The following is a 24,747-nucleotide window of genomic DNA, read 5'->3' as shown; positions in this document are numbered from 1 at the left end:
GCGTGACGCACACGCGGACGCCGGACGCGATCGACGGGCGGCTGTTCCGCGACGTACTGGGCAACTTCCCCACCTCCGTGGTCGCGATCACCACCACGGACGCCGAGGAACGGCCGCACGGCATGGTCGTCGGCACCTTCACGTCCGTGTCGCTGGAGCCGCCCCTGGTGTCCTTCCTCGCGGACCGCTCCTCCATGACCCTGCGGACGATCAGGACAGCGGGCCGCTTCTGCGCCAACGCGCTCGCGGGCAACCAGGAACGGCTGTCGCGGAAGCTGGCGGGTGGCCCGGCGCAGGAGCGGTTCGCGGACACGACCTGGCGGACGTCGCCGCTGGGCAGCCCCGTGTTGGACGGGATCGTCGCGTGGGTCGACTGCGCGGTGGAGCAGGTTGTCGAGATCGGAGATCACCTGTTGGTCGTCGGGCGGGTCCGTGACCTGCGCGTCGAGTCGCTCAAGACCCCGCTGCTGTTCTTCCGGGGCGGATACGGCGACTACATGTCGAGCGCGGGTCAGCTGCTCGACAGCCTCGTGGGCTGGCACGAGATCGGCCGGTAGGCACCGGTCGGCACAATAGGGAGCCGTAGATGAAGAAAGACCTCTACATAAGACTGCAGAGAATATCGGCGTGGTGCGGCGTCATCCTCTTCGTGGGATTCCTCGCCGCGTTCGCCGTGGGCCACCTCACTCCGCCGATGAGCCCGACGGAAAGCCCCGAGGATGTCGTCGCTTTCCTCAAGGACCACCGCACGGGGATCCTCACCTGTGTCGCCCTGATGGTTCTGCTCGTCCCGTTCGAGTATCCGTACGTCATCGTGACGAGCATGCAGCTGCGCCGGGTCGAGGGCGGCTGGGGGCTGCTGTCCATGACCCAGCTCACCACGGGCGTGGTGGCCCCGCTCGGGTTCTTCTTCCCGCTCGCGATCCTCGCCGCCGCGGCCTACCGACCGGAGAGCCACTCCGTCGACGTCCTGACCGCGATGGTCGACACCTTCTGGCTCATGTTCGTGGGCAACGCCTGCATCTTCGTGCTCCAGGTCTGGTCGATCGGATACGCCGCGTTCATCGACCACACCCGGGAGAAGCCGCTCTTCCCGCGCTGGTACGGCTGGCTCAGCCTGGTGCTGGGAGTGACGCTCGTCCCGGGCGCCTTCGTCTTCCTCAACCAGGACGGGCCACTCGCCTGGAACGGACTTCTCGCGAACATCATCCCCTCGGTCGCGTACGCCGTGTGGAAGATCGCCACGCCGTACGTGCTGCTGAAGGCGATCACGAACGAGGAGAAGGAACTGGCCGGGAAGCCGGAGAACGAACCGGTGACCGTGTAGGACCGCCACAACAGCTGTGGCCCCGCGACCGTCGTCGCGGGGCCACAGGCGTGTGCGGAGACTAGACGGACAGCGCGAACCCGCCCGTCACCCGCAGGGTCTCACCCGTCACGAACGACGCCTTCGACGAGACCAGATACAGCAGTGCCTCGACGATGTCCTGCTCCCGGCCCTCCTGCCGCAGGATCTGCTCCCCGAGGACACGGTCCGCCTCGGCGGGGGAGAGCTGGGCCCGAACGGCGTCGGTGAAGATGAGACCCGGCGCGATCGCGTTGACCCGGATCCCGTCGGCGGCGAACTCGCGCGCGAAGGACACCGTGAGGCCCCGTACGGCGAGTTTGGAGACGCCGTAGATGCTGCGGTTCGCATAGGCCGCCGATGACGAGATGTTGACGATGGAGGCGCCGGGCCGTCCCCGCATGGCCTCGTGCGCCGCGAGCGAGCAGATGACGGTGCCCATGACGTTGACGTCGAGGACTCGGCGCACCTTGGCCAGGCCCAGTTCGGTGAAGGGCTTGTTGTAGGCGGCGTGCAGGCCGGCGTTGTTGACCAGGATGTCGAGCCCGCCGTGGCGTTCGACGACCTCGCTCACGACCGCGCCGACCCCGGCCTCGTCGGCCACGTCGCAGGCGACGCCGGTCGCGCCCAGGCCCTTCGCGGTGAGTTCCGCCGCCGCCTCGGCCGCGGCGGCGCCGTCGATGTCGGCGAGCACGACATGCGCGCCGAGGGTCGAGAGGGCCTCGCCGAACGCCTTGCCGAAGCCGCGGCCGCCCCCGGTGATGAGGGCGACCTTGCCCTGGTGCTCTGTGTTGTCCGGCATCAGAAGAACCTCACTTCGGGCCGAACCGCTGACCCGCGTCGAGCCGCAGGCACTGGCCGTTCAGCATCGGGTTGTCGACGACGGCGAGGGCGAGCCTCGCGTACTCCTCGGGGCGCCCCAGCCGCCTGGGGAACGCGGCGTCCTTCACCAGCGCGGCGCGCGTCTCGGCGGGGATCTTCTCGGTGGCGCCCGTCTCGAACAGGCTGGGCGCGATGGCGACCACACGGATGCCGAGCGAGCCGAGATCGCGGGCCATGGTCAGGCTCATCCCGGCGATCGCCGCCTTGGCCGCCGAGTAGGCGACCTGCCCGATCTGCCCCTCGAAGGCAGCGATCGACGAGGTGTTGACGATGACGCCCCGTTCGCCGTCGGGCTCCTCGGGCTCGTTGCGGCTCATGTGCGCGGCGGCCAGCCGGCTGATGTTGAAGGTGGCGACGGCGTTCAGGTCGAGCACCCGGCGGAAGGTCTCCAGATCGTGCGGACCGCTCTTGCCGAGGGTGCGCCGTACGCTGCCGCCGCCCGCCGTGGTGACCGACACGTGCAACCCGCCGAGCGCTTCTACGGCGGCGTCCAGCGCGCCCTCCGTCGCCTCGAAGTCGGTCACGTCGACGGGATGGAAGCTCGCGCCGAACGCGGCGGCGACCTCGGCACCGGCCGACGTGGGACGGTCGAGTACGGCGACGTCGGCGCCGCGGGCCGCGAGCAGCTCGGCGGTGGCCCGGCCCATGCCGGAGGCGCCGCCGAACACCACGGCCTTCTTGCCCTTGATCTCCATCGGGAACCTTTCGGATCGTGCGGCTCAGGCAGACACGGGAGACCGCCGCAGGAGGGTGCACAGCCGGTCGCGGTGCACGGCGGCATCGCCGTACAGCACGCTGTCGGCCCGGGCGCGGCGCAGCAGGAGGTGGAGGTCGTGCTCCCAGGTGAAGCCGATGCCGCCGTGCAGTTGGAGCGCCCGGGCGGCGACCTCGGCGGCCCCTTGAGAGACGTACGAGGCGGCGGCGCAGGCGGCCCGGTCGGCGTCGTCGGCGCCTGCGTCGGCGGCCATCGCCGCGTAGGAGGTGGCGGCCCGGGCGCCGTGCACCAGCAGAGCCATGTCGGCGCACTGGTGCTTGACAGCCTGAAACGTGCCGATCGGCTTCCCGAACTGCACGCGGGACTTGGTGTGTTCGACCGTGAGCTCGAGCATGCGCTCCATCACCCCGAGCGCGTCGGCGCACCGCAGCACCGACGCCTCGTCGAGCAGCCGCTGGATCTCGTCGGGCCCGGCGGCCAGGCGGCGCTCGCGCGGTACGCGTAGGCCCTCGAACCGGACCTCGTAGAACGAGCGGGTCAGATCCAGGACCTGCTGCCGGCGGACGGTGACACCGGGGGCGGCGCGGTCGACGAGGAAGGACGCCGGAACCCCGTCATGGCGTGCGGTGACCAGCAGCCACCTGGCACCGCTCGCGTCCTGCACCGCCGTCTTGACCCCGTCGATGACGATCGCGTCCCCGTCGGCCTGGGCGATGGCGCGGACGCCGTCGAGGGACCACGGGGCGTGCGGTTCGGCGACGGCCCAGGTGGCCCAGCCCGACCCGGCGGCGAGCTCGGGCAGCACCTCGGCCCGCAGCTCGGGCGTCGCCGCAGTGGAGAGTGCCCTCCCGACGATCGCGGTGGGCGCGAACGGACCCCGCCCGAGCGCACGCCCCATCTCCTCGGCGACGAGGGCGAGTTCCACCAGACCCTGACCTGCGCCGCCGTACTCCTCGGGCAGGGCCAGACCGGGCCAGCCGAGGTCGGCCGTCAGCCGCCACACCTCGGGATCGACGTCCTCGTCGCGATCCGTCCATGCCCGCACGTGCTCGATCGGGGCCCGGTCCGACAGCAGGTCGCGCGAGGCCTCACGGAGCATGTCCTGCTCCTCGCTGAGCTCGAAGTTCACCCCAGCAAGGTATCCTCTTTTGTCGACGTGGTCGAGATATTGGCGCGATCTCTCCCGGACCCTGCCCGTCGGGACTTATTTAAGTACTCTGAATTCCATGGTTGATGCCGTTCTTCTCTCCGCGTGCCGCACCGCGATCGGAACCGCCCGCCGAGGAACCCTGCGGGACACCGACGCCTTCGAACTCGCCACGGTCGTCGTCCGCGAGGCCGCGCACCGCAGCGGGCTGCCGCCCGAGTCGATCGACGACGTGGTCCTCGGCGAATCCCTGGCAGGAGGCGGGGACATCGCCCGGTACGCGGCGATCGAGGCGGGCTTGACCCATGTGCCCGGCCTGGCGCACAACCGGCACTGCGCCTCCGGACTCGCGAGCGTGGCGACCGCCGCCGCGAGTGTGCGGGCCGGGATGGACCGGGTGGTGATCGCGGGCGGAACGCACTCGTCGTCGACGGCGCCGGTGGCCCGGCGGCGGATCCCGGGCGCCGACGACTGGCAGGACCCCTGGATGGCGCCCACCCATGTCCCGACCCCCGAGGCGCCCAACGACGACATGGGTGTCCTCGTGGGCTGGAACACGGCAAGGCTGGCCGGCCTCACCCGTCAGGAGATGGACGCCTGGGCGCTGCGGTCCCACGAGCGGGCCGTACGGGCCATCGACGAGGGCCGGTTCGCCGACGAGATCGTGCCCGTCAAGGTCACCGGGCGGGACGGTGCGATCTCGGTCTTCGACATCGACGAGCATCCGCGCCACGACACCAGCATGGAGAGGCTCGCCGCGCTGAAGGTGCTGCACCCCGAGATCGAGGGGTTCTCCATCACGGCCGGCAACTCCAGCGGCATCAACGACGGCGCGGCCGCGGTCGTCGTCGCCGGTTCGGACGTGGCCGCCGCGCACGGAGTGACACCCATCGCGACCGTACGGTCCTGGGCGAGCGTGGGCGTCGACCCGGTCGAGACGGGCCTCGCGCCGATCGCCGCGATCCGCAAGGCACTTGACCGCGCCGGGCTCGGGATCGAGGACGTCGACCTGTTCGAGGTCAACGAGGCCTTCGCCGCCGTGGCCGTGGCCACCACCCGTGAACTGGGCCTCGATCCGGAGCGGGTCAACCCGTTCGGCAGCGGGTGCAGCCTCGGCCACCCCATCGCGACCACCGGAACTCGCATGGTCGTGACCCTGGCGCACGAGCTGCGCCGCCGAGGCGGCGGGATCGCGGTCGCGGCCATGTGCGCGGGCGGCGGCATGGGCTCGGCCATGGTCCTGACGGTCTGAACGCCCGTGATCGAATCCGGAGCCGAGGGACTGGACGGTCGTTGGACGGACGGCGTGACCTGCTGAAGTCGCCGCCGACGCTGAAGGTGGCGCAGGGGGTGGGTTTCATGACGTCGTACGCACCGGTGGAGAACACCGAGGCGACCCGCATCTGGCCCGCAATGCTCAAGAAGTACGCCAAGTCCGCCTCCGGTATTCCCTCGTTCTCCCAGGCGGTCGGCTGAATCAGCGCGGACCTGCTGCACGGGCTGGAGAAGGCGGGCTGCACCGCGAGCCAGGACGAGCTGATGGCCGCACTGCACGCCGACAAGAGCTGGACCGCCGGAGGGCTGTTCCCGCAGCCCGCCGACTTCAAGAACAAAGGGTCCTACTCGCTCGGCGGCCCGGGCGGCTGCACCTTCGTCTCCCTCCTGAAGGGCGAGGAGTTCGTGCCCGATCCGGAGGGAGTACCGGCCTGCGGGGAGCAGATATCCGGCGTGAAGGTCACCGTCGAGTAGCGGCCGGGCGGCATGCGTCTCAGCGTGCCGCCCAGCTCACCGTCTTGGTCTGCAGATACTCGTCCAGCCCGAACTTGCCCCACTCCCGGCCCAGTCCGCTCTGCTTGTACCCGCCGAACGCGGCCCGCGGATTCACCCCGGCGCTGCCGCCGTTGATCGCGACACCGCCGGCCCGGATCCGGGCCGCCATGTCGTACGCGGTCAGGGTGTCGGCGCTCCAGACGGCACCGGCGAGGCCGTACGGGCTGTCGTTCGCGATCCGCACCGCCTCCTCGTCCGTGCGGAACGAGATGACGACACCGACCGGTCCGAAGAACTCCGTGCGCGCGATGGTCATGTCGTTGTCGACGCCGGCGAAGAGGGTCGGTTCCACGAAGTAGCCCCGGTCGAGGCCGGCCGGACGCCCGCCGCCGCAGACGAGACGCGCCCCTTCCTTCTCACCCACCTGGATCAGCTTCTCGACCTTGTCCCGCTGTGCCTCGCTGATCAGTGGGCCCATGGTGGTGGCCGCGTCGGCCGGATCGCCGACCCTGACCCCGGCGAGCGCCGTGCTCAGCCGGTCGACCAGCTCGTCGTGGACGGACTCGTGCACGAGCGTGCGGGTCAGCAGGGAACAGCCCTGGCCGGCATGGGTGGTGATGCCCGCGAGCGCCGAGCGGACGGCGCCGTCGAGGTCGCCGTCGGCGCGGACGATGTTGGCCGACTTGCCGCCGAGTTCGAGGACGACCTTCTTGAGTGTGGGCGCGGCCTGGGCGTAGACCAGGCGCCCGACCTTGTCGGACCCGGTGAAGCTTACGAGGTCGACCATGGGGTGCGTGGTCAGCTCGTGGCCGGCGTCGACGTCACCGGTCACGATGTTGAGGACCCCCGGCGGCAGCCCGGCGGCGTCGGCGAAGTCGCCGATCAGCAGGGACTCCAAGGGAGTCGAGGGCGCCGGCTTGAGTACGGCGGTGCAGCCCGCGGCGAGCGCCGGGATCACCTTCATCATGCTGAGGAAGAAGGGGAAGTTGTAGGCGGAGATCAGCGCGCACACGCCGAACGCCTCGCGGCGCAGCACCCCTTGAGAGATGCCGATGCCCGGGGCGATCGTTGGGTCCATCGGGCGCTCCCAGGCGAAGGCCGGCATCACCCGCTCGGCCATGTCGCGCAGGTGGGTCACCGGGACCCGGGTCTGCAGGGTCTCGGCCAGCGCGCGGACCGAGCCTGCCTCGGCCATGTTGACGGCCACGAGTTCGGGCAGCCTGCGCTCCATCTCCTCGGCCATGCGCAGCAGGACGGCGGCCCGTTCCGTGGGCTTCATCCGGGGCCACGGGCCCTCGTCGAAGGCGCGCCGGGCCGCCTCGACGGCCTGGCGTAGATCTGCCGGAGACGAGCCGGGGACCTCCGCCACCGTCTCCTCGGTTGCCGGATTGCGCACGAGTATCGGAGCATCCGACCGGCCCGGGGTCCGGCGCCCGTCGATGTAGAGCTGCGAAGAGAACGAGTACGCCGTCGTCATGTGTCGTCTCCTGATCGTCTACAGCGCGTGCAGCGCGTGCAGCGCGTGCAGCGCGGGTGGATTTAAGTGTACTGAATTAAGGATCCTCGGGAAGGGTGGGGCGAGCCGTCAGCTTTGTGTCAGCGGTCGGTCAGCCTTCGGGCTGCATTGATCCACTATTCCGTATGCTGAATCATTGACTGGACCGTTCGGTACAGCTAACTTCGGCCTCATCCGCGGGTTGGGTTCTGCCACGAACGACGAGGTTCGAAAGAGGTACCGCCTGTGTTCAAGGAATTTGTCGTGTCCGGCGACTCGCACATCATCGAGCCGGTCGATCTCTTCAAGGCCCGGTTGCCCAAGCACCTTCGCGAGCGGGCGCTTTGGGAGGAGGAGTTCACCCTGGACGAGCCCATCGTTCCGGGCGGCCACACCGAGTTCAAGAAGCTGCACACCATCGGGTTCGACGGCTGGACCATCTCCAAGTACCGCCAGACCGGCGGGGAGACCCCGGACGGCGATCCGGAGCACATCATCCGTGACATGAACCTCGACGGCGTCGACGCCTCGGTCATGTTCCCCAATCTCTCGCTGTTCGTCCTGTTCACCGACGACCACGAACTGTCCATGGCGCACGCTCGGGTGTGGAACGACTACCTCGTTGAGCGCTATTTGCCCTACAAGGACCGCCTGCGCCCGACAGCGGCGATCCCCCTCACTGACGTCCCCGAGGCGGTTGCCGAGATCGAGCGCTGCGCGCGGATGGGTCTCGGCGCGATCCTCCTGCCGGAGATCCCGCCGCTGCCGTACTACGCGCGGGAGTACGACCCGGTCTGGGCGGCGGCCCAGGCGCACGGGCTGCCGGTGTTCATCCACGTGGCGACGGGCGGGGTGAAGGTCAAGGAACAGGTGTCCGGGACGGCGCAGACCGTTCGGGGCCTGATGACGTCCATGAACATGGGCAAGGGCAACCTGACCGACGACATGGTGGCCGGCCGGACCATGGGCAGCGCGGTCGGCGCCGCCGTGGCCGGGCCGCAGGGCATCATCGCCAGCCTCGTCGGCGGCGGTGTGTGCGAGCGCTTCCCGGACCTGCACTTCAACCTGATCGAGTACACGGCGGGCTGGCTGGTCTCCTTCATGGGCTACATGGACAAGGCGTGGAAGACCGGCACCGGCCAGGACCCTGACTGGTGGCTCGGTTTCTGGGACGACAACCGCGGGCCGAAGGAACAGCCCTCCATGGGACGGCTGTTCGCGATCAACGACCAGTGGCCCTACCCGCTCAAGCCCACCGAGTACGTACGGCGCCAGATCCACGTGCAGTTCGCCGACGACCCCACCGCCGTCAAGGCCCGCCACATCACCGGCCTGTCGACGATCATGTGGGGCAACGACTACCCGCACGCGGAAGGCACCTTCCGCAGCAGCGCCGAGTGCATCGCCGAGAACTTCGAGGGCGTCGACGACGCGGACCGCGCGGCCATTCTGGGCGGCACGCTCGCCGACGTCGTGGGCTTCGACAAGAGCAAGAAGCTCGCGCCGCTTCCGCAGGACGCCTGAGCCGCCGGCACACGGCCCCGGAGCGCTGTCGCTGCTCCGGGGCCGGTCGCCGTACGCGTGTCGGTCACGCTGCTTCCGGTACGGCACCCACGAGCGCGAGGGACGCCCGGGCGTAGGCGGCCCGACGCCTCCGGCTCACCATGAAGCTCGGCGGTGCGAAGTAGCCGACGTCGCGGGGGAGCGAGCCGGCACGGCGCGCGAGGGCGTCCTTCGCCTCGGCGGTCGTCCCGCAGACGGCGATCTCGGTGAGCATCTCGTCGGTGACCGCCCGCGCCATGCCGTCCGTGTCGCCGGAACGGAACGCCGCACGCAGCCGTGCGACGGGCTCCTCCCAGCCGTGGTGGGCGACGAACGGGTCGTACGTCTTCACCGTGAGGTAGAAGGCGATCATCCGCCGGGCGTCGGCGACGGCGCGTTCGGGCGTGGTGTCGTCGACCGCAGTGATGATCCAGCCGTGTTCGAGCGGACGGGTGACTTCCGCGCGGCCGCGCTCCACGGACGGCCGTACGACCTCGTTCCACCAGGGGCCCGTGAACAACCCGTGCCCGATGACTCCGTCGGCGACCCGGCCCGCGGTGGTGGCCATGCGGGTGTTGAACGCGGCGAGCAGGACGGGGATGTCGAGCCGGCCCAGCACCGGGGCGCGGACGTCTGCGTCGAGCTCGTAGAACTCACCGGAGTAGTGGACGCGTTCGCCGTTCTCCGCGCGCAGCCAGGCGCGTACGGCGCCGACGGTCTCGGCGATCCGGTCGACGGGGCGCTCGCCGGGCACGCCGAGCCAGTCCCGGTTGATGCGGAACGCCGCGCTGCCCAGGCCGAGGAAGAGGCGGCCCGGCGCTTGGGCGTGCAGATGGCGCAGGGCGGTGGCGTGGGCGTAGGGGGTGCGGGCGAACGCGTAGGCGATGGCGGGCCCCGCCAGGGCGTGCTCGGTGTTCGCCACGATGTCGGCCACCGTGAGGTAGGCGTCGTGGTCGGCGAACTCCCCGGCGCAGAAGGCGCTGACACCCGCCTGCTCGGCCTCCCGTCCGACGTCCCGGCCGGGCCAGGGCATGCCGAACCGCATGAGTGCCTCCCTATTGCTGAATCCTAAAAAAGTGCACTTATTTAGGGAGGGTAGGGGAGGGTCAGCGCAGTGTCCACTGCCCCCGGGGCACCGCCGAGCGGTCGATCTCGGCCTTGCCGATCGGGTTCCCGATCTGGGTGTACGACAGCCCGGTGCGCAGCGCCTGGGTGCGGGTCGAGTCGAGCGACTCCCAGATCGCCCGCACGGTGCCCTGGATCGCGGCGGGCGGTTTGGCGGCGATGACGCGGGCGATGTCGTCGGCCCGCTCCCACAGTTCATCGCGCGGGAGCACCTCGCTGACCAGGCCGATCTGCAGGGCACGCGCGGCCGACACGCGCTCGTCGAGGCCGAGCAGGGCGATGCGCAGCGCCTCGCCGAGGGGGATGCGCCGGGCGAGGCCGATCGGCTCCAGGGCGGCGGTGAGTCCATAACTGACGTGCGGATCGAAGAACGTGGCCTCCTCCGAACAGATCAGGATGTCGGCCTCGTTGAGCCAGTAGAAGGCGCCGCCGGCGGCCATGCCGTGCACCGCGCACACCAGGGGTTTCCACACCTGGTTCAGCTTCGGCGAGAGGTACTCCCCGGGATCGGTCTGCGACCAGACGTTGGGTCGGCGCTCGATGCCCTCCTTCACGTCCATGCCCGTGGAGAAGGCCCGGTCACCCGCGCCGCGCAGCACGACGACGTGTATGTCGTCCTCGGACTTGACGGTGTCCCAGATGGTGGCGAACTCCTCCAGCATCCGCTGGTTGAAGCCGTTCATGACCTCGGGTCGGTTGAGGGTGATCGTGGCGACGTGGTCGGTCACCTCGAACAGGACGGTTTCGAGTTCCATCCGGCAGCTCCGTTCGCGACGTGATCTCGACGTGATCGAGGTAAGTAGTATACTTTTCTCTGGTTACTCGGTACCCCTTACCCGGTACCACGAGAGCCGCGGAGGACACTGCGATGAGGCCACGCGTGGGGCAGATGCTCGCCAGTACGGTCGACACGACGGCGGTGATCGTCGTGCGGTGCCCGGACGAGGACCTGGAGATCACGTGCGGCGGGGCCGCCATGGTCGAGGGGAACGGACCGGGTGTCACCGGTGAGCCCGACCCCGATCTGATGGGCGGTGCGCTGCTCGGGAAGCGGTACGCCGACGAGGACCTCGGTCTCGAGATCCTGTGCACCAAGCCGGGACCGGGCACGCTGGCCGTGGGCGGCGTCCCGATGCCGATGAAGAGCGCCAAGCCACTGCCGGCCTCGGACTGAGCGGGCGGGCCGCCCGTGAACATATCGATGCTGTCGGACATGGCTGCCGAGGGCTTCGGCGACCGGGTCGTCGTCGGGCGCACAGACGACGGGCTTACCGCCGGGCGACTGCGCGAACTGGCCGTCGGCGCGGCGCAGTTGGTGCGTGCTGCCAAGGCCGACGCGATCGTGTACCTCGCAGTGAACGGTCCCGCCCTCCCGGTCGCACTCTTCGCCGCGGCCCGCTCCGGAGTGCCGCTGGTACCGGTCAACTACCGCCTGGGCGAAGCCCAGCTGGACGCGCTGCTGGCGAACCACCCCCGCGCGCTGGGCATCGCCGACCCGGAGCACGGCGAGGCGCTGCGCCGTGCCGGCCTGCCGGTGCGGAGCCCCGCCGAGTGGCTGGCCGAGGCCGCCGGGCACCCCGCCGTCGAGGATCCGGGGCCGACCGACTCGCCCGCCGTCCTCATCTACACGAGCGGCACGACCTCCGCGCCCAAGGGCGTGGTCCTGCGCCACCACAACCTCGTGTCGTACGTGCTCGGCACGGTGGAGTTCGCCGGAGCCGACCCCGACGAGGCAGCCCTCGTGAGCGTGCCGCCGTACCACATCGCCGCCGTCTCCAACGTGCTGACGAACCTGTACGCGGGGCGCCGGGCCCTCACCCTGGAGCGGTTCACGCCGGACGGCTGGCTCGGCCTCGTACGGGAGCAGCGGATCACCAACGCGATGGTGGTACCGACCATGCTCGCCCGCATCATCGACACGGACGGCCTGGACCGCTCGGTGCCCTCGCTGCGCGCGCTCGCCTACGGCGGGGCCCGGATGCCGGTGCGGGTCATCGAGAGCGCGCTGCGCGAGTGGCCGCACGTGGACTTCGTCAACGCCTACGGACTCACCGAGACCTCGTCCACGATCACCGTCCTGGGGCCGCAGGAGCACCGGACCGCCGTGGCGAGCGACGACCCCGTCGTGCGGGCCCGGCTCGGCTCGGCCGGACTGCCCGTGCCAGGTGTCGAGTTGGAGGTCCGCGACGTATCCGGCGCGGTCGTCGCCCCCGGTGAGACCGGGCAGATCTGGGTGCGCGGTGAGCAAGTGTCGGGGGAGTACGCCGGACAAGGCTCCGCGGTCGACGAGCTCGGCTTCTTCCACACCCGCGACCAGGGCCACGTCGACACCGACGGCTACCTCCACATCGAGGGCAGGGCCGACGACACGATCATCCGCGGGGCCGAGAACATCGCGCCCGCCGAGATCGAGGACGTCCTGCTCGACCACCCCGACGTCCTCGACGCGGTGGTCGTCGGCGTCCCGGACGAGGAGTGGGGCCAGCGGATCGAGGCGGTGGTCGTCCTGCGGGACGGTGTGACGGTCGACGCGGACGCCCTGCGCGCGCAGGTGCGCGGCACCCTGCGCGGTTCGAAGACACCGGACCGCATCACGAGTTGGCGTGAACTGCCTCGCACGCCGACCGGCAAGCTCGTACGCCGCGACATCGTCGCGGCGCTGACCGTCGGCCGACAAGGATGAGGACATGAGCGTCGTCGCCAACAGCGCTGATCTGACAGGGGAGTTGACGGAACGCACGGCCGCAGTACTGCGCGGCTGGGCCCCCGAGGCCACGGTCGACTCCGTCGAGCCGCTCGTCGGCGGTACGTCGAGCCTCACGTACGTAGCCACACTGGCGGGGGTCCCCGGCGGATACGAACGCGTCGTCCTCAAGGTGGCCCCGCCCGGCCTGGAACCGGTCCGGAACCGGGACGTGCTGCGTCAGGCGAGGCTCATGCAGGTGCTGGCGGGTGTGCAGGGCGTACGAGTGCCGAAGGTGCTGTTCTGCGACAAGGGCGAGCCGACGGCCCGTCAACCGTTCGTCGCCATGGAACTGGTGCCCGGGGACTGCGTCGAGCCGGTGCTCGTGCCACGGGGGACCGTGCCCGCGGGGCAGGTACGCGCCCGTGCCCTCGACGCGGCCCGGATGCTCGCATATCTGCACCGAGTGGATCCGAAGCGAACGGCCCTGGCCGTGGAGCCCGTTGTCACGCTCGGCGCCGAGATCGACCGCTGGACCCGGGCGTTCACGACCGTGCCGGAGGATCTGCGCAGCGGCTACGAGGCGGTCGCGGACCGGCTGCACGCCACGATGCCGTCCGCGATGATGCCGGTGTTCACCCACGGCGACTACCGGCTCGGCAACACGCTGTGCGACGGGGACTCGGTCAATTCGATCATCGACTGGGAGATCTGGGCGCTGGGTGACCCCCGCGTCGATCTGACCTGGCTGACCTTCTTCACCGACGAGGCCCGGCACCCGGCGTCGCCCTCCGACGAGCCGACCGGGATGCCGGGGAAGGCCGAACTGATCGACGCCTACCAGGAGATCAGGGGGGAGCCTCTGCGTGACCTGGGGTGGTTCGAGGCGCTGACGAAATACAAGGAGTCCGCGGCGACCGCGCTGTTGATCAAGCGCGCCCGAAAGGCGGATCGCCTGGCCGACATGCACCGGCGGATGCTGCCCGCGCTGCCGGTGTTGCTCGATGAGGCGACTGCGTTGCTGGGCTAGTGGTTCGGCTGCCGGTTCGTCGTGGCTGGTCGCGCAGTTCCCCGCCCCCCTTTGGGGCGCTGCCCGACCCTGAATTGCCTAGTACAGCCCGCCGTCCACCCTGATCAGCGACCCCGTCGTGTAGCTCGACGCATCACTCGCCAGATACAGCGCCGTACTGACGATCTCCTCCGGCCGCCCCGGCCGACCCACCGCGCTGCGCGTCGTCCGGCGCTTCTCCTCCGCCCAGGCCTTCGAGATATCGGTGAGGAACGGCCCGGCCGAGATCGTGTTGACGCGCACCGTCGGCCCGTACTCCAGGGCGAACACCGTGGTGAGCGCGTTGAGCGCGGCCTTGGCGCCGGCGTACGGGCCGAACCGCGGCTGCGGGAACAGCGCGCCCGAGGAGGAGACGTTGATGATCGAGCCGCCGTCGCCCTCGGACATCCGCTGCCCGATCAGCGAGGCGAGCCGGAACGGGCCCTTGAAGTTGACCCCGATCACCTTGTCGAAGAGCTCCTCGCTGGTCTGAGCCGACGAGGGCGCCACCGGCGACATGCCCGCGTTGTTGACGAGGACGTCGACCTTCCCGAACGCCTCGTACGCAGTGTCGACGAGCCGGCCGAGATCGTCCCAGTGACCCACGTGCGCCGCGACCGGCAGGGCGCGCCGGCCCAGGTCGCGGACCTCCTCCGCGACCGTCTCGCACGCGTCGAGCTTGCGGCTGGCGATCACCACGTCGGCGCCCGCGGTGGCGAAGGCCCGCACCATCTCCAGGCCCAGGCCCCGGCTGCCGCCGGTGACGAGCGCGACCTTGCCGGACAGGTCGAACAGGTCGGCTGGGGCGATGGACTTGTCATCGCGCCCGTTCGTCACGCGTCCGCCCGCCCCGACAGGCTGTCGTCCTCGATGATGTGCGCGTACCGCTTGCGGGCGGCATCGAGCTTCGGCGGGATGTGCTCGCTGGGGAACAGTCCCTCGGCCGGACGGTAGTTCTTCAGCAGCTGCTTGGCGATCGTGGTGCGGTGCACCTCGGTCGGGCCGTCGGCCAGGGCGAGGTTCGGTGCGGCCATCCACCACTTGGCGAGCGGGAGTTCACCCGTCGTGCCGAGCGAGCCGTGCAGGTGCACCGCCCGCTGGATGATGTCGTGCAGCACCTTGGCCGTCTGCACCTTGCACATGGCGATCTGAGTGCGGGCCGCGCCGTGCGGCTGGGTGTCGATGATCCACGCGGTGTTGAGGACGAGCAGCCGGAACTGCTGCAACTCCACCCATGAGTCCGCGATGAACTGCTGCACCGCCTGCTTCTCGGCCAGCAGCGTGCCCTGCGTACGGCGGGACAGCGCGCGCTCGCACATCATGTCGAAGGCGCGGGTGCACTTGCCCACGGTCCGCATGGCGTGATGCACCCGGCCGCCGCCCAGGCGGGCCTGGGCCACCTTGAAGCCCTCACCGGGGCCGCCGAGCATGGCGTCGAGCGGCACGCGGACCTGGTGGTAGCGGATGTACGCGTGGATGCCCTCGTCGAGGTTCTCGCGCTCGTCCATCGTGCCGACGTTGCGCTTGATCTCGATGCCGGGTGTCTCGGCCGGGACGATGAACATCGACATGCGCTTGTGCGGCGGCGCGTCCGGGTCGGTCACCGCCATGACGATGAGGAAGGCCGCGTACCGGGCGTTGGAGGAGAACCACTTCTCTCCGTCGATCACCCACTCGTCGCCCTCCCGCCGGGCTCGGCACGCGAACTCCTTGGGGTCCGCGCCCGCCTGCGGCTCGGTCATCGAGAACGTGGAGACGATCTCGCCGTCCAGTAGGGGCTGCAGGTAACGCGCCTTCTGCTCCTCGGTGCCGAACATGGCGAGGATCTCGGCGTTCCCGGTGTCCGGGGCGGCGGTGCCGAACACCGTCGGCGCCCAGTAGGAGCGGCCGAGGATCTCATTGAGCAGGGCGAGCCTCACCTGGCCGTAGCCGGGGCCGTCCAGATCGGGGCCGAGATGGCAGGCCCACAGGCCCTGCTCCCGGACCTGCTGCTGCAGCGGCCGCAGGATCGCGCGGGCCTTCTCGTTGCGGGTGTCGTACGGGTCGCCGCCGTGCGGAAAAAGGAGATCGAGCGGCTCGACCTCCTCACGCACGAAGGCCGCCGCCCAGTCGAGCTTGGCCTGGAAGTCAGGTTCGATCGTGAAATCCAGCATGGCAAAAACAGTATACTTTTTATTGCCCCCGGTCCATACTCTGGGGCAGACTCAGCGCATTGGGTATGCGCAATAGCGAGATGAGTCGCGGAGGAGTTGGTCTGATGCAGAGGCCGATGGAGGGCGTGCGGGTGCTCGAAGTCGCCCAGTTCACCTTCGTCCCGGCGGCGGGCGCCGTGCTCGCCGACTGGGGTGCCGACGTGATCAAGATCGAGCACGCCGAACGCGGCGACGCCCAGCGCGGGCTGGTCCGGGTGCTCGGGTACGAGGCCGCCAGCAAGGGGTCGTCGTTCTTCCCGATCATGGAGGGACCCAACCGGGGCAAACGCAGCGTCGGGCTCGCGCTGGAGAAGCCCTCCGCGCGCCCCGTGCTGGAGGAACTGATCCGGGGCAGCGACGTGTTCCTCACGAACTTCCTGCCCGAGGCGCGGGCGAAGCTGCGGATCGACCTGGAGGACGTCCGGGCGATCAACCCCGACATCATCTACGTCCGCGGCAGCGGCTTCGGCGCCCGAGGGGAAGAGGCGGGCAAGGGCGGCTACGACAGCACGGCCTTCTGGGCGCGCGGCGGAAGCGCCGCCGGCGTCACCCCGCCCGGTGCGGACCGGATGACCCGGATGCCGGCCGGTGCCTACGGCGACTCGATGGGCGGCATGACCATCGCCGGGGGCATCGCCGCCGCCCTCTACTCCCGTGCCCGGACCGGTGAACCATCCGTCGTGGACGTGTCGTTGGTCGGCGTCGGTGCCTGGGCGACGCAGTTCACGGTCAACTTGGCGCTGATGACCGGTGGCCCGCTCCCGGTCAACACACCGCCCCGCCACGGTTCGGCCACCAACCCGCTCATCGGCGCCTACCGCACCTCGGACAACCGCTGGATCGAACTGTCGATGCTGCAACCCGGCCGGTACTGGGCCGAGTTCTGCAAACTGGCCGGCCGCGAGGAGCTGGGCTCCGACGAACGCTTCGACAGCACCGAGAAGTTGATGGCGAACGCCGCCGAGGCCGCCGCGATCGTCGCCGAACTCATCGCCTCCCGCCCCTATGCGGAGTGGGTCGAGACCCTCTCGCAGGGCGACGGCCAGTGGGCGGCCGTACAGAACGCCTGGGAGGTGGGCCAGGATCCCGCCCTGCGCGCCAACGGTCTCATCGCCCCCGTCGTGGACGCCGACGGCATCGACCGTGAACTGGTCGCCAACCCTGTCCAGTTCGACGAAACCCCGGCGAGCCTCACCAGGGCACCCCAGTTCGCGGAACACACCGACGAGGTCCTGCGCTCCCTCGGCCTGAGCGAGGACGAGCTCATCGGCCTCAAGATCGACGGCGCGGCGACCTGAGGGACGTACGAGAAAGGAGCCGTGATGAGTGCGACGCTCGAACCCGACGGAACGCATGACGGTCTGCCCGCCTACCACTTCGACAACCGGCTCGGCGGCCCGGTCCTCAGCCACCAGGAGCGCTGGGACGAGATGGCCGGCACCCACTCCGGCTTCCGCAGCACCATCGCCCGCGGCTACTGGGTCGTCACGGACGGCCCCGCCGTGCAGCAGGCGCTCCAGGACTGGCGGACCTTCTCCAACAAGTCGGTGACCGTCCTCGCGCCGGACCCGGAGTTCCTGTGGATCCCCGAGATGCTGGACCCGCCCACGCACTCCGTGTGGCGGCGCCTCCTCGGCCGCTACTTCTCCCCGAGCACCGTCGCCGCCCGGGAACCGGAGATCCGCCAGGTGGCGGGGGAGATGATCGACAAGCTCAGGGGCCACGACAGTGCCGACGTGCTCGACGACTTCGCGCGCCGTTTCCCCACCCTGATCTTCATGCGCCTGATGGGCCTGCCCGAGGAGGACCTGCCCACCTTCCTCGCCTGGACCCACGAGCTGCTGCACCTCTCGCACGGTGAAGACCCGGACGGCGCCCGGCAGATGACCGCCATGCGCGAGGTGTCGGCCTACTTCGAGGAACAGATCGCCCTGCGCCGCAAGACCCCGCGCGACGACCTGCTCTCTCACGCCATGGCCTGGCGGATCGACGGCGAACCGATCGACGACCGGGACATGCACGCTTTCTGCATCCTGATGTTCCAGGCCGGCTTCGACACCGTTCCCATCTCCATCGGCTGGGCGCTCTACCACTTCGCCACCCATCCCGAGCAGCGGGCGGAGATCCTCGCCGACCCGTCCCTCATCCTCACCGGGGTCGAGGAGATCCTGCGCGTCTACTCGTTCGTCGTCCCGGCACGCAAGGCGACGAAGGACGTCGAGATCGGCGGCTGCCCGGTCAAGGCGGGGGAGATGGTGATGCTGCCGCTCGCGGTCACCAACCGAGACCCCGAGCGCTACGACAACCCGCTGCAGGTGGACCTGCACCGCAAGGCCACCAACCACATCGCCTTCGGCTCGGGCCCGCACCGCTGCCTCGGCTCGCACCTGGCCCGCCTCGAACTCAACGTGGCGGTCGAGGAGTGGCACCGGCGCATCCCCGACTACCGGGTCGCCCCCGGCCAGGAGCTGTGGCAGCACGGGAACATGTACGGCATCAAGTCGCTGCGTCTGGAGTGGTGACCGGGCATGACCCCTCCTCTCAGCGCGACGGATCTGTACCACACCGGGATCGTGGTCCCGGACATCGAGGCGTGGAAGTCCCGGATGAACGAGGTCGCCGGCTACCGCTGGACCGAGACCATGACCCGCGACCTCCAGGTCCGCCTGGCCGACGGCGACCGCGCGCTGCGTCTGCGGTACGCGTACTCGCTCGACGCACCGCACATCGAACTCGTCCAGGAGGTCCCCGGCACCCCCTGGACCGCGGCCGAACGCATCGCGACCCACCATCTCGGCTACTTCTGCGACGACGTCCCGACGACGTCCAAGCGGCTGGAGGAGGCGGGCTTTCCCCTGGAGGCGTGCGCGATCGTCGACGGCAGCCCCTCGGTCTTCGCCTACCACCTGGATCCCTCCGGCGTACGGATCGAGATCGTGGACCGCGCCCGGATCCCGGACTTCGACGCCTACCTCCGCTCGAAGGCCCCGACGTGGCAGTGACGTTCACCGAGGAACAGGACGAACTCCGAGCCGTGCTGCGCCGTTTCCTGTCTGAGAAGGCGCCGAGCGAAGCGGTGCGCCGCTGGATGGAGTCCGACGAGGGCCACGATCCGGGGTTGTGGAGGCAGATGGCGGGCCAACTCGGCCTGCACGGGCTGGCGTTGCCCGAGGAGTACGGCGGTTTCGGCGGCGGGCCCGTCGAGTTGGGGATCGTGATGGAGGAACTGGGCCGGGTCCTGCTGCCCTCGCCGTACTTCGCCACCGTGGCCCTCGCTGGACAGGCCCTCGCAGCGTCCGGCGACGACGCGGCGAAGGCCCGCTGGCTGCCCGCGATCGCCGACGGCACGCTGACCGGAACGCTGGCGCTGGCCGAGGAGAGCGGGTCGTGGAACGTCGAGGACGTGACGACCGAGGCCGTCCGAGGCGACGGCGGCTGGCGGGTGTCGGGCACGAAGATGTTCGTCATCGACGGCCACAGCGCCGGCCTGCTCCTCGTCGTGGCCCGCACGGACGCCGACCCCGCACTGTTCGCCGTCGAGGGAGGGGCGAGCGGAGTGACCCGCACCCGCCTGGAGACCCTCGACCCGACACGGCGGCTGGCGCGGATCGACCTCGACGGCGCCCCGGCGCTGCGGGTCGGACCGGAGGGGGACGCCACCGCGTATCTGCGCACGGTGCTCGATCTCGCGGTCGTGGCACTGGCCGCCGAACAGGTCGGCGGGGCGCGGGCGTGTCTGGACGCAGCGGTGGAGTACGCAAAGGTACGGGTGCAGTTCGGCCGCCCCATCGGGTCGTTCCAGGCGGTCAAGCACAGTTGTGCCGACATGCTGCTGAAGGTCGAGGGCGCGCGGTCGGCGGCGTACCACGCGATGTCCGTGGCGGCCGAAGGCGTGGGGGACCTGCCGGTGCCGCCGACGGCCGGGAGCGCGGGCGAACTACCCGTGTCCGCCGCCCTCGCCGCGTCCTACTGCGCCGACGCCTTCACCCACGCGGCCAAGGAGAACATCCAGATCCACGGCGGCATCGGCTACACGTGGGAGCACGACGCGCACCTCCATCTCAAGCGCGCGAAATCGTCCGAGCAGCTCTTCGGCAGCCCGGCGACGCACCGGGGGCGACTGGCCGACCTGGTCGGCATCTCCGTAGCCACGGTGAAGGAAGGCTGAGCCACGTGGGAATTCGCGACCGCCTGTTCCGGCTGCTGGCCGAAGCGGCCGCCGACGCCGAGGCGATCGAGCACGAGGGCGAGTGGTGGACCTGGGGGCAGGTCCAAAAGACCGCCCGGCAGGTCGTCGAGGCGCTGGACGCGGCGGGACTGCAGGAGGGCGCCCGGGTGGGTGTCGTCCTCGAGAACCGGCCCGAGCACGTCGCCGTGGTCGCCGCGGTGCTCGCCTCCGGACGCTGTCTGGTGATGCTGAGCCCCTTGCAGCCTGCCGCGCGGCTCGCGGCCGACATCGCCGGCTGCGAGATGCCCGTCGTCGTCTCCGGCGCCGAACCCCTCGCCCGCGAGGGCGTGTTGGGGGCGGTGACCGCGCACGGAGCGGCCCTGGAGCTGGGCACGGACGGCACCTTGCGACCCGTCGGCGGCACGGCACCGGCGGTGGCGCCGGCCAACCCCGGAGTCGTCGTCGAGATGCTCACCTCCGGCACCACCGGCCCCCCGAAACGCGTCCACCTGCGCACCGGCCAGCTCGACCAGGCGCTCGTCTCCGGCGGTCAGACCCCGAAGCCGGACCGGCTGCTGTCGCGGTCGGCGGCGCTCGTGGCCACCCCCCTCGTGCACATCGGCGGCCTGTGGCGGGCGCTCGCCTGTCTCGCGACCGGGCGCCGCATGCTCCTGATGCCCAGGTTCGCCGTCGAACCGTGGGTGAGCGTGGTGGAGCGGCACCGGCTGCGGGCGGCGAGCCTGGTCCCGGCGGCCATCCGCGCCGTCCTCGACGCGGGCGTGCCGAAGGAGCGGCTGGCGAGCCTCCAGGTCCTCACCTCCGGCACCGCGCCCTGCCCGGCCGAACTCGCCGACGGCTTCTTCCGGACGTACGGCATCCCCGTCCTGATGACCTACGGCGCCACGGAGTTCGCCGGAGCGGTGGTCGGCTGGACGCTGCCCCTGCACGAGCGGTGGTGGCAGCGGAAGGCGGGCAGTGCTGGGCGCGCCTTCGACGGGGTCGACCTGCGGGTGACCGGCGAGGACGGAGCCGAGCTGCCCGTCGGCCGGACCGGCCGGCTGGAGGTCCGCACTGAGCAGAGCACTCGGGGCGGCCGGGCGTGGACGCGCACCAGCGATCTCGCCCGGATCGACGCCGACCGGTTCGTCTGGATCGAGGGACGCGCGGACGACGCCATCATCCGCGGCGGCTTCAAGGTGCAGCCGGAGACGGTCAAACGCGTCCTGGAGACCCACCCGGCCGTGCGGGAGGCGGCCGTGGCGGGGTTGCCGGACGCGCGGCTGGGCGAGGTGCCGGTCGCGGCGGTCGAGGCCGAGCCGGGACGGCCCGCCCCGGAGATCGCCGAGCTCGTGGCGCTGTGCCGCGGCCGACTCACCCCGTACGAGGTCCCGGCGCACATCGTCGTCCTGGACGCCCTGCCCCGGACCCCGTCGAGCAAGGTGAGCCGGGTGGAGCTGCTGGACCTCGTCCGAACCCGGATCGCGCAGGAGGCACGGAGTTGACCACCACCGAGCAGTTCGGCCTGCTGACCGACGAGGCCGTCGAACGCTCCCGCCGCCGCCTCGGCGTCCCCCAGCCCCAGCGCAACCCCCCGCACAACTACGAGGTGACCTGGGACGGCGTACGCCACTTCGCATACGGCTACGGCGACGACAACCCCCTCTACTGCGACCCGGAGCACGCCTCCGGCACCCGCTGGGGCTCGCTGGTCGCACCGCCCACCTTCCTCTACACGATGGGCGAGGACGCCGCCCCGACGCCGGACGCCGAGACCAAGGCGCTGCTCAAGGGCGACCCCTTCGCCGGACTCGGCTCCTACCAGGCGGTGATGGAGTTCGAGTGGTGGCGCCCGCTCCAACTCGGCGACCGCTGCCGGGTGTTGCAGACCCAGGTGGGTGTCCACCTCAAGCCCAGCCGCTTCGGCGGGCGCACGGCCCACGTGGTCCGCGACTACCTCTACGCCAACGGGCGCGGCGAGATGCACGCTCTGCGGCGCGGCACGTGGATCAACGCCGAGCGGCACACCTCGAAGAAGCGGGCGAAGGAACAACTCGTCCAACAGCCGTACACCGCCGACCAACTCGCCGAGATCGACGCGGCCTACGCGGCCGAGACCCGGCGCGGCGCCGAGCCCCGCTATTGGGAGGACATCGAGATCGGCGAGGAGCTCCAGCCCCGGGTGAAAGGGCCGTTGACCACCACCGACGTGGTCGTCTGGCACCTGGGCTGGGGCATGCAGCTCACCCCGCCCGGCGCGTTCGGGATCGCCGCGAAGGTCCGCCGCAAGGCACCCGGCCTCTACCCGTCGAACCCGCTGAACATCCCCGACACCGTGCAGCGCCTGCACTGGGAGCCGGAACGGGCAAGGGAGTTGGGCCTGCCGGGCCCCTACGACTACGGCGGCATGCGCGAGACCTGGCTGTGCCATCTGCTCACCGACTGGATCGGCGACGACGGCTGGCTGTGGAAACTCCGCTGCGAGCACCGGAAGTTCAACTACCAGGGCGACACCACCTGGGTACGCGGCACCGTCGTCGACAAACGTCAGGTGGACGGGCGGGCCGAGGTGCACATCGAGGTGCGCTGCGAGAACCAGCGGGGCGAGGTCACCACCCCCGGTACGGCCGTCGTACTCCTGCCGACCCGCGACCGCGCCGTCGAACTGCCGGCTCCGCCCGCCGACGACCTGGACGGCATGGTCGCGCATGAACTGGCCAGGTTCGCCGTCAATTGAGAATCCAGGAGGCATACGTGTCGGACGAAGTACTGGTGGAACGCCGGGGCGCGGTCCAGGTCATCACGATCAACCGCCCGGCGAAGAAGAACGCGCTGGACGCCGGAGTGGCCGCCGGAGTCGCGGCCGCGGTGGACGAACTGGACGAGTCGGACGAGCTGAGGGTCGGCGTGCTCACCGGGGCGGGCGGCACGTTCTCGGCGGGCATGGACCTCAAGGCGTGGCTGAAGGGCGAGACGCCCGCGATCGAGGGCCGCGGACTGTGCGGGATCAGCATGACCCCGCCGCGCAAACCGCTCATCGCCGCGGTCGAGGGCTGGGCCCTGGCCGGCGGCTTCGAACTCCTGCTGGCCTGCGACCTGGTCGTGGCCGCCCGCACGGCACGGCTCGGCGTGCCCGAGGTGACCCGGTCGCTCGTCGCCCGCGCGGGTGCGGCCCTTCATCTGCCGCGCCGGATCCCGTACGCCATCGCCGTGGAACTACTGCTGACCGGTCAGCCGATCGACGCCGAACGCGCCGCCGCCTACGGCCTCATCAACCGGCTCACCGACGAGGGCGGCGCACTCGACGGCGCACTCGAACTCGCCGAGACCATCGCGAAGAACGGCCCCCTGGCGGTCGCGGCGACCAAGGAGATCGCCCGCTCCACCGCCGACTGGACCCTGGACGAGGCATGGGGCAGGCAGTTCGACATCGCCGAGCCGGTGTTCCAGTCACAGGACGCCCGGGAAGGGGCGGCGGCCTTCGCGGAGAAGCGGGCGCCGGTCTGGAAGGGGCGCTGACCGTGACGGCGGGACCTCTCGCGGGCTGCCGGGTCGTCGAACTCGGCGGCATCGGACCGGGGCCGTTCGCCGGGATGCTCCTGGCCGACCTCGGCGCGGAGGTCGTCCGTGTGGACCGACCGGGGCGGGCCGACGAACCGGACGCGGGCGGACCGGCGGACGTGCTCAACCGGGGCAAGCGGTCGGTCGTACTCGACCTGAAGAACCCGACGGAGACCGCCGCGCTCCTCCAACTCGTCGAGCGTGCCGACGTGTTGATCGAGGGCTTCCGCCCCGGCGTCACCGAACGCCTCGGCATCGGCCCGCACGACTGCCTGGCCCGCAACCCCCGCCTCGTCTACGGCCGCATGACCGGCTGGGGCCAGGACGGACCGCTCGCCGCAGCGGCCGGACACGACATCACCTACATCGCGCTGACCGGCGCGCTCGGCGCCATCGGCGACCCGGACGGCCCGCCGCAGATCCCGCTGAACCTCGTCGGCGACTTCGGGGGCGGCGGCTGCTACCTCGTCATCGGCATCCTGGCCGCCCTGCACTCCGCCCGGCGCACCGGCCAGGGCCAGGTCGTCGACGCCGCCATCGTCGACGGCACCGCCCACCTCCTCGCCAGCACCTTCGCCAAGCTCGCGCGCGACGAGTGGAGCGACGAGCGGGGCGTCAACCGCTTCGACGGCGGCTGGCCCTTCTACGCCGTGTACGAGACCAAGGACGGCCGCCATGTGGCCGTCGGCGCGCTGGAGCGCAAGTTCTACCGGAGCCTGCTCGACCTGCTCGGCCTGGACGTGGACCCGGACCGGCAGCACGACCGCTCGGCCTGGCCGGAGCTGCGGCAGCTGCTGACGAAGCGGTTCGCGGAACGCACCCGGGACGAGTGGGCCGAGCTCTTCGAGGGCACGGATGCCTGTGTGGCGCCCGTCCTGAGCCTCACGGAGGCGGCCGCCCACCCCCATCTCGCCGCCCGCGCAAGCCTGTTCACCCGCGACGGAGTGGTCCAGCCCGCCGCCGCGCCCCGCTTCTCGGCGACGCCGTCCAGCCCGGGCGGGGTGGCCCCGGCGGTGGGCGCGGACACCCGAGCCGTGTTCCGCGACTGGGGCGTGCGCGTCCCCGAATGACCGTACT

General features: G+C 70.7%; 25 protein-coding genes. 17 read left to right on the top strand and 8 right to left on the bottom strand.

Annotated features, from left to right (window positions below):
- The first annotated feature begins 2 nt into the window (after positions 1-2).
- The gene (locus AB5J56_RS06460) at positions 3-557 is read left to right on the top strand and encodes a flavin reductase family protein (protein ID WP_369230934.1); all 555 of its coding nucleotides are present in this window, start codon (positions 3-5) and stop codon (positions 555-557) included.
- Between the two features lie 29 nt (positions 558-586).
- Positions 587-1,327, top strand: coding sequence for a hypothetical protein (locus tag AB5J56_RS06455; RefSeq protein WP_369230932.1), 741 nt, complete (start codon positions 587-589; stop codon positions 1,325-1,327).
- Between the two features lie 61 nt (positions 1,328-1,388).
- On the opposite strand, the gene AB5J56_RS06450 is transcribed toward AB5J56_RS06455, so the two are convergent.
- From AB5J56_RS06450 to AB5J56_RS06440, 3 genes are read right to left on the bottom strand one after another with little or no spacing between them, the layout of a single operon-like run.
- On the bottom strand, positions 1,389-2,147 hold the full coding sequence (locus AB5J56_RS06450; RefSeq protein WP_369230930.1) for an SDR family NAD(P)-dependent oxidoreductase: 759 nt from the start codon (positions 2,145-2,147) through the stop codon (positions 1,389-1,391).
- 10 nt (positions 2,148-2,157) lie between these two features.
- A complete protein-coding gene (locus tag AB5J56_RS06445; RefSeq protein WP_369230928.1) occupies positions 2,158-2,922 on the bottom strand; it encodes an SDR family NAD(P)-dependent oxidoreductase in 765 nt (254 codons plus the stop codon).
- Between the two features lie 24 nt (positions 2,923-2,946).
- The gene (locus AB5J56_RS06440) at positions 2,947-4,071 is read right to left on the bottom strand and encodes an acyl-CoA dehydrogenase family protein (RefSeq protein WP_369230926.1); all 1,125 of its coding nucleotides are present in this window, start codon (positions 4,069-4,071) and stop codon (positions 2,947-2,949) included.
- A 97-nt stretch (positions 4,072-4,168) separates the two neighbouring features.
- On the opposite strand from AB5J56_RS06440, the gene AB5J56_RS06435 reads away from it, so the two are divergent.
- The 3 genes from AB5J56_RS06435 to AB5J56_RS06425 all read left to right on the top strand — a co-directional run bounded on the left by AB5J56_RS06435 (position 4,169) and on the right by AB5J56_RS06425 (position 5,838).
- Positions 4,169-5,341, top strand: a complete 1,173-nt coding sequence (locus AB5J56_RS06435) for an acetyl-CoA C-acyltransferase (RefSeq protein WP_369230924.1) — start codon at positions 4,169-4,171, stop codon at positions 5,339-5,341.
- 41 nt (positions 5,342-5,382) lie between these two features.
- Positions 5,383-5,565 (top strand): hypothetical protein, encoded by a 183-nt coding sequence (locus AB5J56_RS06430; protein WP_369230923.1) that lies wholly within the window; start codon positions 5,383-5,385, stop codon positions 5,563-5,565.
- Between the two features lie 63 nt (positions 5,566-5,628).
- Positions 5,629-5,838, top strand: coding sequence for a hypothetical protein (locus AB5J56_RS06425; protein ID WP_369230921.1), 210 nt, complete (start codon positions 5,629-5,631; stop codon positions 5,836-5,838).
- A 19-nt stretch (positions 5,839-5,857) separates the two neighbouring features.
- Here AB5J56_RS06425 and AB5J56_RS06420 read toward each other — a convergent pair whose 3' ends face one another.
- Entirely contained in the window at positions 5,858-7,336 is a 1,479-nt protein-coding gene (locus AB5J56_RS06420; protein WP_369230919.1) for an aldehyde dehydrogenase family protein, read from the bottom strand.
- 282 nt (positions 7,337-7,618) lie between these two features.
- Between AB5J56_RS06420 and AB5J56_RS06415 the strand changes: the two genes are divergently transcribed.
- Positions 7,619-8,878 (top strand): amidohydrolase family protein, encoded by a 1,260-nt coding sequence (locus AB5J56_RS06415; RefSeq protein ID WP_369230917.1) that lies wholly within the window; start codon positions 7,619-7,621, stop codon positions 8,876-8,878.
- A gap of 64 nt (positions 8,879-8,942) precedes the next feature.
- Here AB5J56_RS06415 and AB5J56_RS06410 read toward each other — a convergent pair whose 3' ends face one another.
- Together AB5J56_RS06410 and AB5J56_RS06405 are read right to left on the bottom strand one after the other, a co-directional pair.
- Positions 8,943-9,941, bottom strand: a complete 999-nt coding sequence (locus AB5J56_RS06410) for an LLM class flavin-dependent oxidoreductase (RefSeq protein ID WP_369230915.1) — start codon at positions 9,939-9,941, stop codon at positions 8,943-8,945.
- Between the two features lie 61 nt (positions 9,942-10,002).
- Positions 10,003-10,776 (bottom strand): enoyl-CoA hydratase/isomerase family protein, encoded by a 774-nt coding sequence (locus tag AB5J56_RS06405; RefSeq protein WP_369230913.1) that lies wholly within the window; start codon positions 10,774-10,776, stop codon positions 10,003-10,005.
- Between the two features lie 113 nt (positions 10,777-10,889).
- Between AB5J56_RS06405 and AB5J56_RS06400 the strand changes: the two genes are divergently transcribed.
- From AB5J56_RS06400 to AB5J56_RS06390, 3 genes are read left to right on the top strand one after another with little or no spacing between them, the layout of a single operon-like run.
- Positions 10,890-11,195: a hypothetical protein gene (locus AB5J56_RS06400; protein WP_369230911.1), complete on the top strand. Its 306-nt coding sequence runs from the start codon at positions 10,890-10,892 to the stop codon at positions 11,193-11,195.
- Between the two features lie 39 nt (positions 11,196-11,234).
- Complete coding sequence (locus tag AB5J56_RS06395; protein ID WP_369230909.1) at positions 11,235-12,704, top strand: class I adenylate-forming enzyme family protein; 1,470 nt, start codon at positions 11,235-11,237, stop codon at positions 12,702-12,704.
- Between the two features lie 4 nt (positions 12,705-12,708).
- Complete coding sequence (locus AB5J56_RS06390; protein WP_369230907.1) at positions 12,709-13,734, top strand: phosphotransferase family protein; 1,026 nt, start codon at positions 12,709-12,711, stop codon at positions 13,732-13,734.
- Between the two features lie 78 nt (positions 13,735-13,812).
- Here the strand turns inward: AB5J56_RS06390 and AB5J56_RS06385 are convergent, their stop codons facing one another.
- Positions 13,813-14,589: an SDR family NAD(P)-dependent oxidoreductase gene (locus AB5J56_RS06385; RefSeq protein WP_369230905.1), complete on the bottom strand. Its 777-nt coding sequence runs from the start codon at positions 14,587-14,589 to the stop codon at positions 13,813-13,815.
- Positions 14,586-15,905 carry an acyl-CoA dehydrogenase family protein gene (locus AB5J56_RS06380; protein ID WP_369230904.1) on the bottom strand — a complete coding sequence of 440 codons (1,320 nt, stop codon included), beginning with the start codon at positions 15,903-15,905 and terminating at the stop codon, positions 14,586-14,588. The genes AB5J56_RS06385 and AB5J56_RS06380 overlap by 4 nt, the downstream gene beginning before the upstream one ends.
- Positions 15,906-16,009: 104 nt before the next feature.
- On the opposite strand from AB5J56_RS06380, the gene AB5J56_RS06375 reads away from it, so the two are divergent.
- Genes AB5J56_RS06375 through AB5J56_RS06340 form a run of 8 tightly spaced genes read left to right on the top strand, consistent with a single transcriptional unit; the run spans position 16,010 to position 24,740 of the window.
- Positions 16,010-17,242 carry a CaiB/BaiF CoA transferase family protein gene (locus AB5J56_RS06375; RefSeq protein WP_369230902.1) on the top strand — a complete coding sequence of 411 codons (1,233 nt, stop codon included), beginning with the start codon at positions 16,010-16,012 and terminating at the stop codon, positions 17,240-17,242.
- Between the two features lie 24 nt (positions 17,243-17,266).
- Complete coding sequence (locus AB5J56_RS06370) at positions 17,267-18,466, top strand: cytochrome P450 (protein ID WP_369230901.1); 1,200 nt, start codon at positions 17,267-17,269, stop codon at positions 18,464-18,466.
- 6 nt (positions 18,467-18,472) lie between these two features.
- Positions 18,473-18,946, top strand: coding sequence for a VOC family protein (locus tag AB5J56_RS06365; RefSeq protein WP_369230899.1), 474 nt, complete (start codon positions 18,473-18,475; stop codon positions 18,944-18,946).
- Complete coding sequence (locus AB5J56_RS06360; protein ID WP_369230897.1) at positions 18,937-20,112, top strand: acyl-CoA dehydrogenase family protein; 1,176 nt, start codon at positions 18,937-18,939, stop codon at positions 20,110-20,112. The genes AB5J56_RS06365 and AB5J56_RS06360 overlap by 10 nt, the downstream gene beginning before the upstream one ends.
- Positions 20,113-20,117: 5 nt before the next feature.
- Positions 20,118-21,614 (top strand): class I adenylate-forming enzyme family protein, encoded by a 1,497-nt coding sequence (locus AB5J56_RS06355; RefSeq protein WP_369230895.1) that lies wholly within the window; start codon positions 20,118-20,120, stop codon positions 21,612-21,614.
- A complete protein-coding gene (locus AB5J56_RS06350) occupies positions 21,611-22,846 on the top strand; it encodes a MaoC family dehydratase N-terminal domain-containing protein (RefSeq protein ID WP_369230893.1) in 1,236 nt (411 codons plus the stop codon). Before AB5J56_RS06355 ends, AB5J56_RS06350 begins: the two co-directional genes overlap by 4 nt.
- Before the next feature lie 17 nt (positions 22,847-22,863).
- A complete protein-coding gene (locus AB5J56_RS06345) occupies positions 22,864-23,628 on the top strand; it encodes a crotonase/enoyl-CoA hydratase family protein (protein WP_369230891.1) in 765 nt (254 codons plus the stop codon).
- On the top strand, positions 23,625-24,740 hold the full coding sequence (locus tag AB5J56_RS06340; protein ID WP_369242380.1) for a CaiB/BaiF CoA transferase family protein: 1,116 nt from the start codon (positions 23,625-23,627) through the stop codon (positions 24,738-24,740). Before AB5J56_RS06345 ends, AB5J56_RS06340 begins: the two co-directional genes overlap by 4 nt.
- The last annotated feature ends 7 nt before the right edge of the window (positions 24,741-24,747 follow it).

Source organism: Streptomyces sp. R21, from assembly GCF_041051975.1.
Lineage (GTDB): Bacteria > Actinomycetota > Actinomycetes > Streptomycetales > Streptomycetaceae > Streptomyces.
This window is presented reverse-complemented; position numbering and strand designations above follow the sequence as displayed.